At 66.9% G+C, this 16,073-nt stretch carries 17 protein-coding genes; 6 read left to right on the top strand and 11 right to left on the bottom strand.

The window, feature by feature from the left end; all coding sequences use genetic code 11:
• Positions 1-150 precede the first annotated feature (150 nt).
• The 5 genes from kduD (at position 151) to ASE59_RS04415 (ending at position 6,558) form a co-directional block, all read left to right on the top strand.
• Positions 151-903 carry a 2-dehydro-3-deoxy-D-gluconate 5-dehydrogenase KduD gene (gene kduD, locus ASE59_RS04435; RefSeq protein ID WP_056452397.1) on the top strand — a complete coding sequence of 251 codons (753 nt, stop codon included), beginning with the start codon at positions 151-153 and terminating at the stop codon, positions 901-903.
• The gene (locus ASE59_RS04430; protein ID WP_056452891.1) at positions 900-1,901 is read left to right on the top strand and encodes a sugar kinase; all 1,002 of its coding nucleotides are present in this window, start codon (positions 900-902) and stop codon (positions 1,899-1,901) included. The genes kduD and ASE59_RS04430 overlap by 4 nt, the downstream gene beginning before the upstream one ends.
• 70 nt (positions 1,902-1,971) lie before the next feature.
• Complete coding sequence (locus tag ASE59_RS04425) at positions 1,972-4,560, top strand: PAS domain-containing protein (RefSeq protein WP_056452394.1); 2,589 nt, start codon at positions 1,972-1,974, stop codon at positions 4,558-4,560.
• 17 nt (positions 4,561-4,577) lie between these two features.
• Complete coding sequence (locus ASE59_RS04420; protein ID WP_056452391.1) at positions 4,578-5,753, top strand: MFS transporter; 1,176 nt, start codon at positions 4,578-4,580, stop codon at positions 5,751-5,753.
• A gap of 46 nt (positions 5,754-5,799) precedes the next feature.
• Positions 5,800-6,558, top strand: a complete 759-nt coding sequence (locus ASE59_RS04415) for a metallophosphoesterase family protein (RefSeq protein ID WP_056452387.1) — start codon at positions 5,800-5,802, stop codon at positions 6,556-6,558.
• A 219-nt stretch (positions 6,559-6,777) separates the two neighbouring features.
• Here ASE59_RS04415 and ASE59_RS04410 read toward each other — a convergent pair whose 3' ends face one another.
• The 4 genes from ASE59_RS04410 to ASE59_RS04395 all read right to left on the bottom strand — a co-directional run bounded on the left by ASE59_RS04410 (position 6,778) and on the right by ASE59_RS04395 (position 9,884).
• On the bottom strand, positions 6,778-7,527 hold the full coding sequence (locus tag ASE59_RS04410) for a class I SAM-dependent methyltransferase (RefSeq protein ID WP_056452384.1): 750 nt from the start codon (positions 7,525-7,527) through the stop codon (positions 6,778-6,780).
• Between the two features lie 157 nt (positions 7,528-7,684).
• On the bottom strand, positions 7,685-8,245 hold the full coding sequence (gene rpsI / locus ASE59_RS04405) for a 30S ribosomal protein S9 (protein WP_082458063.1): 561 nt from the start codon (positions 8,243-8,245) through the stop codon (positions 7,685-7,687).
• On the bottom strand, positions 8,245-8,724 hold the full coding sequence (rplM, locus tag ASE59_RS04400; RefSeq protein WP_082458062.1) for a 50S ribosomal protein L13: 480 nt from the start codon (positions 8,722-8,724) through the stop codon (positions 8,245-8,247). The genes rpsI and rplM overlap by 1 nt, the downstream gene beginning before the upstream one ends.
• 128 nt (positions 8,725-8,852) lie before the next feature.
• Positions 8,853-9,884 carry a COX15/CtaA family protein gene (locus tag ASE59_RS04395; RefSeq protein ID WP_082458095.1) on the bottom strand — a complete coding sequence of 344 codons (1,032 nt, stop codon included), beginning with the start codon at positions 9,882-9,884 and terminating at the stop codon, positions 8,853-8,855.
• Between the two features lie 100 nt (positions 9,885-9,984).
• Between ASE59_RS04395 and ASE59_RS04390 the strand changes: the two genes are divergently transcribed.
• Complete coding sequence (locus ASE59_RS04390) at positions 9,985-10,536, top strand: DedA family protein (RefSeq protein WP_056452378.1); 552 nt, start codon at positions 9,985-9,987, stop codon at positions 10,534-10,536.
• On the opposite strand, the gene coaD is transcribed toward ASE59_RS04390, so the two are convergent.
• From coaD to ASE59_RS04355, 7 genes are all read right to left on the bottom strand, one after another.
• Positions 10,533-11,033 (bottom strand): pantetheine-phosphate adenylyltransferase, encoded by a 501-nt coding sequence (gene coaD, locus ASE59_RS04385; RefSeq protein ID WP_082458061.1) that lies wholly within the window; start codon positions 11,031-11,033, stop codon positions 10,533-10,535. The two genes, ASE59_RS04390 and coaD, sit on opposite strands and share 4 nt — an antisense overlap.
• Positions 11,030-11,935, bottom strand: a complete 906-nt coding sequence (locus ASE59_RS04380) for a polyprenyl synthetase family protein (RefSeq protein WP_056452374.1) — start codon at positions 11,933-11,935, stop codon at positions 11,030-11,032. Before ASE59_RS04380 ends, coaD begins: the two co-directional genes overlap by 4 nt.
• A complete protein-coding gene (locus tag ASE59_RS04375; protein WP_055999565.1) occupies positions 11,935-12,177 on the bottom strand; it encodes an exodeoxyribonuclease VII small subunit in 243 nt (80 codons plus the stop codon). Before ASE59_RS04375 ends, ASE59_RS04380 begins: the two co-directional genes overlap by 1 nt.
• A gap of 103 nt (positions 12,178-12,280) precedes the next feature.
• Positions 12,281-12,748, bottom strand: a complete 468-nt coding sequence (locus ASE59_RS04370) for a hypothetical protein (protein WP_235515636.1) — start codon at positions 12,746-12,748, stop codon at positions 12,281-12,283.
• A 195-nt stretch (positions 12,749-12,943) separates the two neighbouring features.
• Positions 12,944-13,477, bottom strand: a complete 534-nt coding sequence (locus ASE59_RS04365) for a DNA-deoxyinosine glycosylase (protein WP_082458094.1) — start codon at positions 13,475-13,477, stop codon at positions 12,944-12,946.
• Positions 13,441-14,607 carry an NAD(P)/FAD-dependent oxidoreductase gene (locus tag ASE59_RS04360; RefSeq protein WP_056452365.1) on the bottom strand — a complete coding sequence of 389 codons (1,167 nt, stop codon included), beginning with the start codon at positions 14,605-14,607 and terminating at the stop codon, positions 13,441-13,443. Before ASE59_RS04360 ends, ASE59_RS04365 begins: the two co-directional genes overlap by 37 nt.
• 39 nt (positions 14,608-14,646) lie before the next feature.
• On the bottom strand, positions 14,647-16,065 hold the full coding sequence (locus tag ASE59_RS04355; RefSeq protein ID WP_056452362.1) for a M48 family metalloprotease: 1,419 nt from the start codon (positions 16,063-16,065) through the stop codon (positions 14,647-14,649).
• Positions 16,066-16,073: the final 8 nt, after the last annotated feature.

The raw sequence follows: 16,073 nt of genomic DNA, 5'->3' as shown, positions 1-16,073 counted from the left end.
AGCGAAGTCGAAGACCCGTATCGAAGCACTTTGTCACAGACGGTCCTTCGATACGCCATTTCGGCAGGCTCAATGGCTACTCAGGACAAACGGCGTTTCTGACCAACTGCCTGCGACAAGCGACCCCCCATGGGGAACCGAGGAGTTACCATGAATCCTTTCGATCTTTCGGGCCGGGTCGCGGCCGTCACTGGTGCCAATACCGGCATCGGACAGGCGATCGCGCTGGCGCTGGCCGCCGCCGGGGCCGACGTCGCGCTGATCGGGCGCACCCCCGCCACCGAGACTGCCGAACAGGTGCGGGCGATGGGTCGCCGGGCGGAGATCGTCTCCGCCGACCTGTCGACCATCGCCCCGGTCGAGGGGGTGGTGGCACAGGTCGTCGACACACTCGGTGGGCTGGATATTCTGGTCAACAATGCCGGAATCATCCGGCGCGCCGACAGTCTCGACTTTACGGAAGCGGACTGGGACGCGGTCATCGACACCAACCTGAAATCCGTGTTCTTCCTCTGCCAGTCCGCCGGCCGCCACATGGTGGCGCAGGGGCGGGGCAAGATCATCAACATCGCATCGATGCTGACGTTTCAGGGCGGCGTGCGGGTGCCCAGTTACACCGCATCGAAATCGGGGATCGGCGGCCTGACCAAGCTGCTGGCGAACGAGTGGGCGGCGAAGGGCGTGAACGTCAACGCGATCGCGCCGGGCTATATCGCCACCAACAACACCGCCGCGTTGCAGGCCGATGAAACCCGCAACCGCCAGATCCTCGAACGCATTCCGGCGGGGCGCTGGGGTGCGGCCGACGATCTGGGCGGCGCTGCGGTATTCCTTGCCTCGTCGTCGTCCGATTATGTCAACGGCCATGTCCTCGCGGTCGATGGGGGATGGCTGGCACGATGATCCTGTGTTTTGGCGAATTGCTGCTCAGGCTCAGCGCTCCGGGTCGCGAGTTGCTGATGCAAAGCCACCGGTTCGACGTGCATGTCGGCGGGGCGGAGGCGAATGTCGCGGTCGGTCTCGCCAATCTCGGCCATGCCGCCGCCTGCGTCAGCGCGGTTCCCGACAATCCGCTCGGGCGCGGTGCCGTCTCGGCCATCCGCGCGCAGGGCGTCGACTGTTCGCGCGTCGTCACCCGTGACGGGCGGATGGGGATGTATTTCCTGAGCGTCGGCGCCGGCCTGCGCGCCTCCGACATCGTCTATGATCGCGCCGGGTCCAGCTTCGCCACCGCCCCAGCCGATAGCTGGGACTGGGACCGGCTGCTCGACGGTTGCACCCGGTTGCACCTTTCGGGCATTACCCCCGCGCTCGGGCCGGACAGCGCCGATGCCGCTATCGCCGCTGCCGAAGCGGCACGGGCGAAGGGGCTGACCATCTCGTTCGACGGCAATTATCGCGCCCGCCTGTGGGAAGCATGGGACAGCGATCCGCGCGGCGTGCTGACGAAGCTGGTGGGGCTTGCCGACCTGCTGTTCGGCAACCACCGCGACGTATCGCTGCTGCTCGGCCGCGAATTTTCGGGCGAGGGCGAGGATCGCCGGCGCGAGGCGGCAGAGGCGGCGTTCGCGGCTTTCCCGAACCTCAAGCACATCGCCTCGACCGCGCGTCAGGTCGAGGATGCCGACCGGCATCGGCTGTCGGCGCGGATCGATACGCCGTCGGGGTCGGTACAGACCGACGAAATCACGATCTCGGGCATCGTCGACCGCATCGGTGGCGGCGACGCCTTTGCCAGCGGCGTGCTCCACGGATTGATGTCGGGCAAGAACGAGGAAGTCGCCGCGCATTGGGGACTGGCGGTCGCTGCGCTGAAACATTCGTTGCCGGGTGATTTTAGCTTGTTCCATCAATCCGATATCGATGCGTTTCTTGCCGGCGGGCTGGACGTTCGCCGCTGATCCTATCATAGCATAGCCGGAGGGGGGCGCGGCTGCGGACCGGCAGCCGGCGGGCCACGTTACTTGGGCGATGCGAGGCGACGTGGATCAGGACGGGGGCAGCAGCGAAACGGCGCGGCAAGACGATCGTCGTATCGCGCTGGAAATTGCCGGGACCGACATCGGCACCGATCCGTTCGTCGCAGCGGTCCGCGCGACGCGGATGCCGATGCTCGTCACCGACCCGCGTTTGCCCGACAATCCGGTGGTGTTCGTCAACGACGCCTTCTGCCGCCTGACCGGCTATGACCGCGACTGGATCATCGGCCGCAACTGCCGTTTCCTGCAGGGCAAGGACACCGACCCGGCGACGGTCGCGCAGATCCGCGAGGCGGTGGCGGGCGAGCGGTCGATCGAGGTCGACATCCGCAACTATCGCCGCGACGGTACGCCGTTCTGGAACCGGCTGCTGCTTGCACCCGTCCCCGATGCCGACGGCAAGCTCGCCTATTTCTTCGCCAGCCAGCTCGATGTCACCGCCGAACGCGACCGGGTCGACGGCCTCGAATCGAGCAACGCCGCGCTGCTCGTCGAACTCGCCGGCCGCTTCCGCGAACAGGAAGAACGCGAGCGCGAGATGCTGTTCGCGCTGGAGGCGGGGCGCTTCGGCACCTGGGCGTTCGATCGCACCACGCACCAGCTCAGCATGTCGGCGATCTGCCGCACCAATTTCGGCTTCGACGCCGATTATCCGCCATCGCCCGCCGAAATCTCCGCCATCCTCCACCCCGACGACCGCGCGGCGGCGTTGGCGGCGATCGATGCGAGTTTCGCGGGCGAGCCGCTGGAGATCGAGGTCCGCGTCTGCGTACCCGGCGGCGAGACGCGCTGGATCGCCAGCCGTGGCCAGCCGACCCGCGATGCGCAGGGCGAGATTACGCGCCTGACCGGCGTGTCGATCGACGTCACCGTCTATAAGCGGCTGGAGGGCATGCGCGCGGCGATGGCCGAGCTGAACGAGATGCTGCGCCTGCTCGACGATCCGGTCGAGATGACCACCGCCGCGTCGCGTATCATCGGCGAGGCGCTGGGCGTCGACCGCGTCGGTTATGGCTTGGTGGATCGCGCGGCGGAGACGATTACCATCGAACGCGACTGGAACGCGCCGGGCGTCACCACCATCGCCGGCGTGCTGCACTTCCGCGACTATGGCAGCTATATCGACGATCTGAAGCGTGGCGAGACGGCGGTAGTCGCCGATGCCCGGACCGATCCGCGTACCGTCGACACTGCCGCGCAGCTCGAATCGATCAACGCCCGCGCGTTCATCAACATGCCGCTCACCGAACTGGGCGGGCTGGTCGCGCTGATCTACGCCAATCATGGCGAACCGCGCGTGTGGCGCGACGACGAGATCGCCTTCGTCCGCGAGGTTGCCGAGCGGACCCGGGCGGCAACCGAACGCCGCCGTGCCGAACGCGAACTGGCGGCGCTCGCATCGTCGCTGGAGAAGCAAGTCGTCGACCGGACCCAGGCGCTGGTGACGGCACAGGACGCGCTGCGCCAGAGTCAGAAGATGGAAGCGATCGGCCAGCTGACCGGCGGCGTCGCCCATGACTTCAACAACCTGCTGACCATCGTCCGTTCCTCGGTGGATCTGCTCCGGCAACCGACCCTCGCGCCCGAACGGCGCGAACGCTATCTCTCGGCGATCAGTGACACCGTCGATCGCGCCGCCAAGCTGACCGGACAGTTGCTCGCCTTCGCCCGACGTTCGGCGCTCCAGCCCGAGACGTTCGACGCCAATGTCGCGGTCGCCGCCCTCGGCGACATCATCCGTACGCTGGCCGGTTCGCGGATCGATGTAACGATCGAGGCCAGCGCCGATCCGGCCTATATCGATGCCGATCCCAATCAGTTCGACACCGCCATCGTCAACATGGCCGCCAACGCCCGCGACGCCATGCAGGGTGAGGGGCGGCTGACCCTGTCGGTCGCGTGCATCGACGGCCTGCCCGCCAGTTCGACCGCCCCCGCCGCATCGGGATCGTTCGTCGCGGTGACCATCGCCGACACCGGCAGCGGCATCGACGAAGAAACGCTGGGTCGCATGTTCGAACCGTTCTTCACGACCAAGGAACTGGGCAAGGGCACCGGTCTCGGCCTCAGTCAGGTATTCGGGTTCGCCAAGCAATCGGGCGGTGAGGTCCGCGCGCGCAGCGTGCCGGGCAACACCGAATTCATCCTGTACCTGCCACGCGCCGCCGCTCCCACGGGCGACGCCGCAACCGCGCGCAGCGATGCCCAACCCAGCGGCGGCGACGGGCTGCGCGTCCTGGTGGTCGAGGATAACGAAGCGGTCGGCACCACCACCACTCACGCGCTGGAGGCGCAGGGCTTCGTCACGGTCCATGCGCCCGATGGTCAGGCCGCGATCGACCTGCTGGATGACGACCCCGATGGTTTCGACGTGGTATTCTCGGACGTGATGATGCCGGGCATTGGCGGCATGGAGCTGGCGGCACGCGTGCGCGAAACGCATCCCCGGCTGCCGGTGCTGCTGACCAGCGGCTATAGCGACGTGATCGTCCGGCACGGCACCATGGGTTTCGACCTGCTGCACAAGCCCTATACCATCAGCCAGCTGGTCGTCGCGCTGCGCCGGACGGCGGGGCGTTGACGCCGACACCGGTTGCGATGCCGCGCGGGTTCGTCGCGCTCTACACGCTCGCCTATTGCGGCCTGTTCGTCGCGTTCATGCCGTTCGTCTCGATCCTGTTGCAGGTGAAGGTCGCGGCGATCGATCCCGCCAACCGCGTGACCCTGTTGGGGCAGGCGGTACTGGGCGGGGCGCTGGTCGCCAGCATCGCCAATATCGCCGCCGGCTGGGTGAGCGATATCGGCTGGCGACGTCGCGGCAGCCGGCGCCTGCCCATCGCGGTCGGGCTGGTGCTGATCGCGCTCGCCTTCGCCGCCGTCCATGCCGCCGCCACCGCCACGTCGTTGCTGGTCGCGATCGCGCTGTGGCAGGTCGCCCTGAACCTGATGTTCGCGCCGATGGTCGCCGTCATGGCCGACGAAGTGCCGGACGGGACGAAGGGGCGGGTGTCGGGGCTGCTCGGCATTTCGCACCCGATCGGGGTATTGTCGGCAGCGGCGGTGACCGCGCCGTTCTTCGCCACCGAAGCCGCCCGGTTCGCCGCCAACGTCGTGCTGGCAGCGGTGATGATCGTGCCGTTCCTGCTGTTCGTGCGCGAACGCGGCGCCGGCGGCGGCGCCGATGCAGACACCCCGGCCACGACCGCGCTCGCCCGCAGCGACCTTATCCGCGCATGGGTCGCGCGGCTGGCGATGCAGGTCGCCGGCAACGGCCTGACCGCCTATGCCTTTTTCCATTTCGCCGATCGCTGGCGGGGGCAGGGGGATGCGGCGGGGCCGGTCGCACAGGCGATGGCCGTCGTGACCGGCGTCGTCGTCGTCGCGACTATCCTGGCCGGGCGCTGGTCGGACCGGGTCGGCGGGCGCAAGCCTTTTCTGGGCGGCGCGACCCTGCTGGTCGTCGCCGGGCTGATCGGCATGGCGCTGGCCCCCGGCTTCGTCGGCGCCGCGATCGGCTATGGCGTGACCCAGACCGGGCTGTCGGTGTTCCTCGCGCTGCATTCGGCGCTGGCGATGCAGTTGCTGCCGTCGCCGGCCACGCGTGGTCGCGATCTGGCGATCCTCAACCTTACCAACACGCTGCCGGCCTGTGTGCCGCCGCTGCTCGCGGCGCTGGTACCGGCCGGGGCGGGCCTTGGCGCCATATTCGTCGCGCTGGCATTGGTCGCGGCCGCCGGCGGGTTGACAGCGCTCACCATTCGGTCGGAGCGCTAACCCCCCTCGCGCGTTGGCTGCAATTGCAGTTTTAGGGGAACGCCCGATGATCCGCCTGTTTCATGTCAGCGACGTCCATTTCGGCGCGGAGGACAAGGCGGCGATCGCGTGGTTCGGCGAAGCGGTGAAGCGCGAACAACCCGATGCGATCATCATGACCGGCGACCTGACGATGCGCGCCCGCACCGCGGAGTTCGAAGCGGCGGCGGAGTGGCTCGAAAGCCTCGGCCGCCCGGTCACGGTGGAGGTCGGCAATCACGATCTGCCGCTCTACAACCTCTTCGCCCGCTTCATCCGCCCGTATAAGCGTTACAAGCGGCTGGAACGCATGATCGAACGCCCGCTCGAAATCGACGGCGTCGCCATCGTTCCGCTCAAGACTACCGCTCGCTTCCAGTTCCGCTGGGACTGGTCGAAGGGCTATGTCGGGCCGAAGGCGCTGTCGCGGACGCTCAAACTGATCGAACGCGTGCCGAAGGACGACCTGATCTTCATCGCGGCGCATCATCCGCTGGTCGATGTCGGCACCAAGTCCAGGGGTGAAACCGATGGCGGCGCAGCGGCGCTCGATGCGGTTGCCGCTGCCGGTGCTCACGCCGTCCTGTCGGGCCATGTCCATGACCCGTTCGACATGCCCTATCGATCGTCCGGCGGCACGTTGCGCATGGTCGGGGCCGGCACCCTGTCGACCCGCACCCGCCGCGACCCGCCGTCGTTCAACGAAATCCGCATCGAAGGGCGGGAGTTCGAAACCATCGCTCGCAAGATGGGCGCGGCGGACGAACCGGTGACGCTGGGCGGATAGGGTGACCGATTCCGTCGCCCGGACTTGATCCGGAGGCCCGCTTCTTCAGCGCGCAGTGAAAGCAGCAACGCCGATCACGTCGAGATCAATGCGGAAGTCCACCTCACCGTTTCCCCGCGCAGGCGGGGATCCAGGGCCACATACGCAAGCTGTTGTTTTGCTCGGCTCTGGACCCCCGCCTGCTCAGAGGTCCGGACACAACGTCGGCAGACCTCAGCCCTACGCCAATCGCCGCCCGATCAGCGTCCCCTTGGTCCCGCGATTGACCAGTTCGAAGCGGAAGTTCGGCCAGCGCCGCCGCCAACGCTGTGCGACCACCCGTTCGCCCGGCCGCGCACCATCGTCCAGCATCACCACGCCGCCCACCGGCAACCGGTCGAACAGCGTCTCGGCCGCGCCGCGTACATAGGGGTGGATCGTCCATGGCGGCCCGTCGATCAGCAGCAGGTCGACCTGATCGGGCAGCGCATCGATATCGTACCAGACACCCGGCCAGTCGCCCGGTGCCTCGACCAGCGGCGCCGCGCGCAGATCGGCGGCGATGCCATGCTCCGCCAGCCATTCGCGCGTCGCATCGACGAAGCCGGCATGCTGGTCGAAGCTGATGAGTTGTCCGCCGCCATGCTTGGCTAGCGCCGCGCCGGTCACCAGGCTCGACGCGCCGGTGCCCAGTTCGACGACGGTACGCGGCCGGCTGGCGGCGATCTGCTCGACGATCAGCGAGAGATAGCCGGTATCCGCCTTCCAGCTTCCCAGATTGGGCAGCGCATCGGCGGCAAGGCTGAGGTCGGCCATCAACCGTGCCTTGTCGGCGCGCTTGCCACCCGACAGGCTGCGCAGCAGCCACGGCCACTGGATCGCACCGAAGGCGATGGTGAACAGCTTGTCGGACAGGCTGCGACGCAGTTCGTCGGGCCACAGGTCCGAATCGGCAAGCGGCAGCAACGAAGTCTTGGCACGCGATGTCATGGCGTCTCTTGTTTTCGGCTCCGCCAGCGTGCGGACCGGCACTCGCTATACGGTTACCGGACAAACGAAAAGGGCGGCCCGACACCGGACCGCCCCAAACGTACCGCGACTGGCCGCAAACGGGAACCTTTCGGTATCCCGTGCGTGGCCGATCCGATTAGCGCTTCGAGAACTGGAAGCTGCGGCGGGCCTTCGCCTTGCCGTACTTCTTGCGCTCGACCGCGCGGCTGTCGCGGGTCAGGAACCCGGCGGCCTTGACCGGCGCGCGCAGGATCGGCTCGTAGCGGGTCAGCGCCTGGCTGATACCATGCTTGACCGCGCCGGCCTGACCCGACAGGCCGCCGCCCTTGACGGTGCAGATCACGTCATACTGACCATTGCGGTCGGCGACGCCGAACGGCTGGTTGATGACGAGACGCAGCGTCGGACGTGCGAAATACACTTCCTGATCGCGACCGTTGATCGTGATCTTGCCCGAACCCGGCTTCAGCCACACGCGGGCGACGGCGTCCTTGCGACGACCGGTCGCATAGGCGCGGCCATAGGCGTCGATTTCCTGCGCGCGCAGCGGCATGGTCGGACGGGCCGGCTCGACCGGAGCGGCGGCGGGGGCGTCGGTGCCAACTTCGGCGGCCGGAGCGGCCTGCGGCGCGGCGGCGGGTGCCTGCTGACCGGTCAGGTTGGCGAGGTCGGAAAGGGACTGGCGGTTGTCGGACATTATGCGCCCACCTTGTTCTTGCGATTCATGCTCGCGATGTCGAGAACCTCGGGGTTCTGCGCGCCGTGCGGATGCTCGGTGCCCTTGAAGATGCGCAGGTTGCGCATCTGCTCACGGCCCAGCGGACCACGCGGGATCATCCGCTCGACGGCCTTTTCCAGGACGCGCTCGGGGAAACGACCTTCGAGGACCTTCTCGGCGGTGACCGCCTTGATGCCGCCGGCATAGCCGGTGTGCTTGTAATAGGTCTTCGTCTTCGCCTTGTTCGAGGTGAAGCGGATCTTGTCGGCATTGATGACGACGACGTTGTCACCGCAATCGACGTGCGGGGTGAACGACGTCTTGTGCTTGCCGCGCAGCACGTTGGCGATGATCGACGCAGCGCGACCGACCACCAGGCCGTCGGCATCGACGATATGCCACTTCTTCTCCACCTCGTGCGGCTTGGCCGACTTGGTGGTCTTCATGAGCGCCTTCATGGGCGTTGGACCTTTCGGAAGTTAACCGCATCCACCCCGAACCGGAGCGGTGCGAACGCCGGGCAATTGCCGAAACCGGGCGCTAAAGTCAAGCAAAGCGCGGCTTTGCTGACAGGTATCTGGATACCCTATGCCCGTCGACCGGTCGTATGCGCCGCCCACGTCGTCGCCACGACCAGCATCGCCCCCACGAACTGATGCAGCGCCGCCAGCTCGATCCGCACCCCGGTCATGACGGTGGCGATGCCCAGCAGGATCTGAATGCCGAATGCGATATGTACCACCTTCGCCACCTTCGGATGCCCGGCCCGTTTCGCGGCGCGCGCCAGCACGATCAGCGCCGCGACCGTCACCCATGCCCACCAGCGGTGAATGAAGTGCACGACGTACGGATCGTTGACGATCGCATCCAACGGACTGCGCGCCGCCCATTCGTCCGCCGGAAAGGACCGCCCATTCATCAGCGGCCACTCATCGGTGACCAGCCCGGCATTCAGCCCGGCGACCCATGCCCCGAACAACAGCTGCACGAACAGCACCAGCCCCGCGACCCCGCCGATCGCCGTCATCCGCGCCGGCCGCGCATAGCGATCCGCTGCCAACTCGCGCAGGTCGAGCGCGGTCCATACCGTCCCCGCAAGAATGAACAGCGCGTTGAGCAGATGCACCGCCAACCGGATGTGCGACACGTCAGTCCGCACCGCCAGCCCGGACGCTACCATCCACCACCCGATCGCCCCCTGCAGCCCGCCCAGCGCCAACAGCGCCAGCAACCGCCCCTTATACCCGGCCGGGATCGCGCCGCGTATCCAGAACCACGCAAGCGGCAGGGCAAAGGCCAGCCCGATTACGCGCCCCAGCAGCCGGTGGACATATTCCCAGAAGAAGATGCCCTTGAACTGCGCCAGCGTCATGCCCTGATTAAGCAGCTGATATTCCGGGATGCGGCGGTAATTGGCGAACTCCGCCTCCCACTGCGCGGCGTTGAGCGGCGGGATCGTCCCCGACAGCGGCTTCCATTCGGTGATCGACAGCCCGGATTCGGTCAGGCGCGTGATGCCCCCGACCACCACCATCGCCACGATCAGCGCCGCGACCCACCACAGCCAGCGGGCGATTGCGCCCGGCCGGGCGCGCGAGGGAAGGGGAGGAGCAAGCATGTCCGGCATCTAGCGCTGGTACCGGTCGCACGAAAGGGGCGCGTTTCGCTTTACCCGCGAAGACTTGCCGCTACGGTGCCGCCATGCCGAAAGCCCGCTTATGACGATCGAAGCACTGATCGCCCGCTACGGCCTTGCCGCATTGGTGCTGGGCGCGGGCGTGGAGGGGGAGACGGTCGTGATCCTCGGCGGGATCATGGTCCAGCGCGGGGTGCTGCCATATGTCGGTGCGATCCTCGCTGCCGCGATCGGATCGTTCATCGCCGACCAGTTGTTTTTCGCCGCCGGGCGCCGCTTCCGCCATCATCCGCGCGTCGTACGCTGGCAGGATAAGCCCGCCTTTGCCCGCGCCTTGTCGACGTTCGAACGGCATCCGACGCTGTTCGTCTTCGCCTTCCGCTTCCTCTACGGGTTACGCACCGTCAGCCCGGTCGCGATCGGCACCACCCACCTGCCGCTGGCACGCTTTGCCATCCTCAACGGATCGGCGGCGCTCCTCTGGGCGACGATCTTCGTCTCGATCGGCTATTGGTTCGGCCATGGCCTCAGCGAACTCATCGGCCGCTGGCTGCCGTCTTGGCAGGTACTGGCCGGCGGCGGCATCGCGATCCTGCTGTTGGGCGGCCTGACCTGGTGGTGGCGCCGGCGTTAGTCGCCCTTGCGCCCCAGCTTCTCGACCCTCGCGACCACGTCCTCACACACCGCCGGCGACACGAACTTGGCGATCGACCCGCCATACATCGCGATTTCCTTGACCAGCCGCGACGCGATCGGTTGCAGCGACACGTCCGCCATCAGGAAGACCGTCTCGATCCGGTCGTTCAGCTGCTGGTTCATGCCCGCCATCTGATACTCATATTCGAAATCGGCGACGGCACGCAGTCCCCGCACGATCACGTTCGCTCCCTGCCGCTCGGCAAAGGTCATCAGCAGCGCATCGAACGCGACTACCCGGATATCGCCCCCGACCTCGGCCACCTCGCGCTCGACCATCGCTAAGCGTTCGTCGAGCGAAAACATTGGCGATTTTGAAGGGTTTGTCGTAACGCCGATGACCAACCGGTCGACCAGCTTTGCACCACGCCGGATAATATCCATATGCCCGCGCGTGATCGGATCGAAGGTCCCGGGATAAACGCCGATCCTCACCGATCGCGCTCCAGCACATAGCGGGCGATGGCGCGCAGCAGGTCGGCTTCATGGCCGAAGTCCCGCAGATGTTCGATCGACTGTTCGACCAGCAACCGCGCCTGTTCGCGCGCGCGATCGAGGCCGAGCAGCGACAGGAACGTCTCCTTGCCCGCCTCGCCATCCTTGCGCAGCGCCTTGCCGACCGCCGCCTCGTCGCCCTCGACGTCGAGAATGTCGTCGGCGATTTGGAAGGCGAGGCCGATGTCGCGCGCATAGCCGCGCAGCGAAGTGCGCTGATCGGACGGCAGCCGGCCGAGGATCGCACCGGCTTCCACCGAACACGCGATTAGTGCGCCGGTCTTCATCGCCTGTAACCGGGTCACGGTGTTCAGGTCGAAGCTGGTTTCCTCGGCTTCTAGGTCCATGGCCTGCCCGCCCGCCATACCCGACGGACCGGATGCATGGGCCAGATCGTCGATCAGTTCGATCCGAACATGGCTGTCGGGATGGGTCGCTTCATGCGCCAGAATTTCAAATGCCAGCGCGTGCAGACAGTCGCCGGCCAGGATCGCGGTCGCTTCGTCATACGCCTTGTGCACGGTCGGCTTGCCGCGCCGCATGTCATCGTCGTCCATCGCCGGCAAATCGTCGTGGATCAGGCTGTAGACATGGATACATTCGATCGCGAGCGCGGCGCGGGCGGCACGGGTTCGCTCGACGTTGAACAGCCGCGCGGTCGCGAACACCAGCAACGGCCGCAGCCGCTTGCCGCCGCCGATCGCGGCATGCCGCATCGCCCGGTACAGGTTCGCGCGCGGATCGCCGGGTACCGGCAGCAGCGCATCGAACTGCCGATCCATCTCTGCCGAGATTTCGCGGAGGGCGGCGTTCAGCGACACCGGCGGCGCGATCGTCGCCATTATTGCGCGTCGAACGGCTGGGTCGAGGCGCGCCCTTCGGCATCGACCCGGATCGCTTCGATCCGCGCCTGCGCCGCATCGAGCCGCGCGGCACATTGCGCACGCAGCAGGTCGCCACGGGCATACAGGTCGATCGCGGTCTGAAGGTCTTCCTGACCCGTCTCCAACCGGCTTACGATTCCCTCGAGTTCGCGGAGCGCATCTTCGAAGGACAGGGCGGAAACATCGCGTTCGTCGGACATAAGCGACGCTATGGGGCAGGGGGCAGGGCGATTGCAACCGGGGAGCGACCGGTCGCGGAAATTGCCGAAGATTAAGGACGGATGAGATCGATACCGGGCAGTGTTAGCAGGAGTCGTGCCAGTAAACATCCTTGCCGATTGGACGGTAGCAGACATTGGGAAGCGCCGTAGCCGATCGATCGTGGGTGACGTAATATCCCCAACCGCCGTCGAACCAAGATGTGGTGATGATATAGACGCTTTGCTGGCGGACAATCACCCGGTCAGGACGGAGCTGCTGGATGGCGATCGGCCAGTCGTCAGACGCAGGTTCGTCGTGGGAGGGCTGCGTGGCCTGCATCCGCATGAGCCGCACTGCACCCGACCGGATCGCTGCCAATTCGGAATGGTCGAGCGTCGGGCGATGGCAACCGTCTGCCAGAACGATGGTCGTCAGCAGGAGTAACGCGAGCCGGGTCCGAAGCGACATCACCGACGAACGTCCCCGATCAGCGCCGGTTCGGATGGTCGGGGTTGGTATCCCGGCGTTGCCATAGGCCGTGGAAGAACAGCGCAAGGTTAACGAAGCCAAGTAGGCCGGCGATCGAGCCGAACCACCCGTCAGACACTCCGTCGAACCAACTAAAGTGCCATGCGGCCCATATGAACCCAAAGATGGCAAGACTGGTTGTCCATAATCGGATTGAATCCCGGGCGTCCCTGCTCATCGACTTGAGGCTCCTCGGTAGCAATCCTGCCGGGTATGATCCGCAGTTACAAGGAGGCGTCACCTCGTCCCTCTCCTAGCCCAAACAAACCGGGCGATGGCATCCCAAGCCGGCTGTTTCGCTGCTACCCCGACCGTATGCAGCGGACTGCTCGACGGCAGCGCCAGCGTCTCGACGCCTGCCACCAAACAGCGTCCGGCCTTCCAAGCCGTACCCCCATTGAACGCCACCAGCCGCAACGCGGGCAGGGTAGGGATTAGCGCCGCAACGTCGTTCGCGGTCGCATCGCGGATCGCGGCGTCGCTGCTGCCGGGGCGGGTCGCACTCGCCACCACGTCCCACAAGCCGATGCCCGCTGCCTGAAGCGCGGCCAGTCGCGCGTCATAGCCCAGCACCGGCAGGTCGACGCCGACCACCGGCGACAGCAATCGCCAGAACTGGTTCTGCGGATGCGCGTAATAGCGCCCCGCCGCCAGCGAGGCGTCGCCCGGCAGGCTGCCAAGGATCAGCACGCGCGTCCCCGCATCCACGACCGGCGGGAACGACGCCTTGCGCGTCACACCGCCTGTCCCGCCGCCCAGCCGCTCGACCATGCCCATTGGAAGTTATAGCCCCCGAGCCAGCCGGTCACGTCGACGGCCTCGCCGATGACATACAGGCCGGGCAGATGCTTTGCCGCCATCGTCTTCTGATTCAGCCCATCGGTCGCGACGCCGCCGACGGTCACCTCCGCCTTGGCAAAGCCTTCGGTGCCGTTGGGATGGAATTCCCAGCCCGACAGCCGCCGTTCGATATCGCCCAGCACCGCATCGCGCGCATTGCCGAGTTCGCCCGTCACCTCGAACTTCGCCGCCAGCGCTTCCGCCAGCCGGTCGGGCAGGGCGGCTCCCAACGCCGACCGCAGCCCGGCGCGGGGACGCGCGCGCTTGGTCGCGAGCAGCCAGCCCGGTGGTTGGTCGGGTACGAAATCGATCGTCACCGCCTCGCGATGCCGCCAATAGGACGACGCCTGCAGGATCGCCGGTCCCGACAGCCCGCGATGGGTGAACAAGGCCGCCTCGCGAAACTTCGCCTTGCCGGCCCCCGCCACGACCTCGGTCGCGACTCCCGACAATTCGCGGAACAGCGCATCCTCGGGCGGCAGCGTCAACGGCACCAATGCCGGCCGCGGCTCGACCAGCTTCAGCCCGAAGCGCTTGGCAAGATCATAGGCGAACCCCGTCGCGCCGAGCTTCGGGATCGACGGTCCACCGGTCGCGACGACCAGCGACGGCGCGGTGGCGCTACGGTCCCCATGCACGACGGTGAACACGCCGTCAGCATGACTCACGTCGCGGATCGGCTGGCCGAGCGCGATATCCGCGCCCGCCGCCTCGTCGAGCAGCATTGCCACGATCTGCCGTGCCGACCCGTCGCAGAACAACTGCCCCAGCGTCTTCTCGTGCCACGCGATGCCGTACCGATCCACCAGCGCGACAAAGTCCTGTGCCGTGTAGCGCCACAGTGCCGATCGCGCGAATTGCGGATTGGCCGACACATAGCGATCCCAGCTCGCCCCGATATTGGTGAAGTTGCACCGCCCGCCGCCTGAAATGACGATCTTGCGTCCCGGCTCGGGCGCATGGTCGACGACCAGCACCCGCCGCCCGCGCTGCGCGGCGATCCCGGCGCAGAACAGGCCCGCACCGCCCGCGCCTAGGATGATGACGTCATGGCTGGTCATCGCCCGCCCTTCGCATGGCCGAAGGGCGAGGTGAAGGGGTCAGCCTCGCACCACGACCTTCACCAACTGCCCCGGCACCAGCCGTGCGCCGTCCTCCAGCCCGTTCAGGGTCAGGAACCGGTCGCGCTGGAAATCGGGATAGGCCATTTGCCGGCTGAGCGAATCGACGGTGTCGTTGGCCCTCACCGTGACGATGCGGATGCGCTTGCCGACGATCGCATTCGCCTCGGCCTGGCTGAGCGTGCCGAAGCTGTCGAGCAGCGGTTCGAACGGGCCGATGCCGCGTCCGGCGGGCGTGACGATCTGGAAATAATAGATGGCCGAGGGGTAGCGATAGGCGACGATCGTCACATCGACCGCTTGGTTGTTGGCGGTAGCGCGCGTCGTCGCGATCGCGGCTTCGGTGCCGTTGATCCTCGTCAGTTGTGGCTCGACCGCGGTCCGCGCCCCCAGCGACGCCAGCCGCTGCTGCACGAAGCTCGCCGGATCGCCGGCCGGCCCCATCCGGAACTCGGCCTGCCCGCCTTGCCCGGCGATGGTCACCGCGTCGGTTCCGTTCTGCAGCGCATAGCCTGCCGGTGCGGTGAAGCGGATGCGGAGCGCGGGGTGCTTGAAGGTCGTGCCGTCGATCACCCCCTGCGCGGGATCGTCGTCATAGCGAAGGCCATCCAGCATCCGCAAATAGGTCACGTCCTGTGCCGGTTGGGTCGTCGCGCGACCGGCCTGCTGCGCCAGCGCCCGCGCCCGGCGGACGCGATCGGCGCCATTGGGGTGGGTGCTCATCCATGTCGGCACGGCGTTGCCGCCCCGCCCGCTGGTCTGCGCCGCCAACGCCTGCGCTTCGTTCAGCTGCACCAGCGCATCGGCCATGCCCGACGGCGCATAGCCCGCCGCCGTTGCATAGCGCACGCCGAACTGATCGGCCTGATATTCCTGATTGCGGCTGTACGACAGGGTATAGAGCTGCGATCCGACCCCGGCGATCCGCCCGACCAGATCGCTGCCGGTCACCGCCCCCAGTAACGTCGCGCCGACCGTGCCGAGCGTCGAACGGGTGCTGCGCGAATTGCTGTGCCGCGCGGCGACATGGCCGACCTCATGGCCCATCACCGCCGCCAGTTCCGCCTCGCTGTTCATCAGCGCCAGCAACTGCCGGGTGATGTAGACATAGCCGCCGGGGATCGCGAAGGCGTTCTCGACCGGCGAATTCAACAGCGCCACCGTGAAGTCGCCGCTGGCGTTCGACAGGCCGGACTGCACCGCCACCCGCTTGCCGACCCGCTCGACATAGGCCGACTGTGGCCCCGAATATTTGCCGCCATATTGCGCCAGCAACTGCGGATTGGCCTGCGCGCCCTGCGCCCGGTCGCTCTGCGAGATCGATCGCGTCTGCGCCGCCGCCGGGGTGGTGATCGTCGCAGCGCACAGCATGGCCGCGGTCCAGATCCGTGTCGTCATCTTCCAGT

It is taken from the genome of Sphingomonas sp. Leaf10, assembly GCF_001421245.1.
Taxonomy (GTDB): Bacteria; Pseudomonadota; Alphaproteobacteria; order Sphingomonadales; family Sphingomonadaceae; genus Sphingomonas.
Note: the sequence above shows the minus strand (reverse complement) of the source record. Positions and strands in the feature narration are given on the sequence as shown.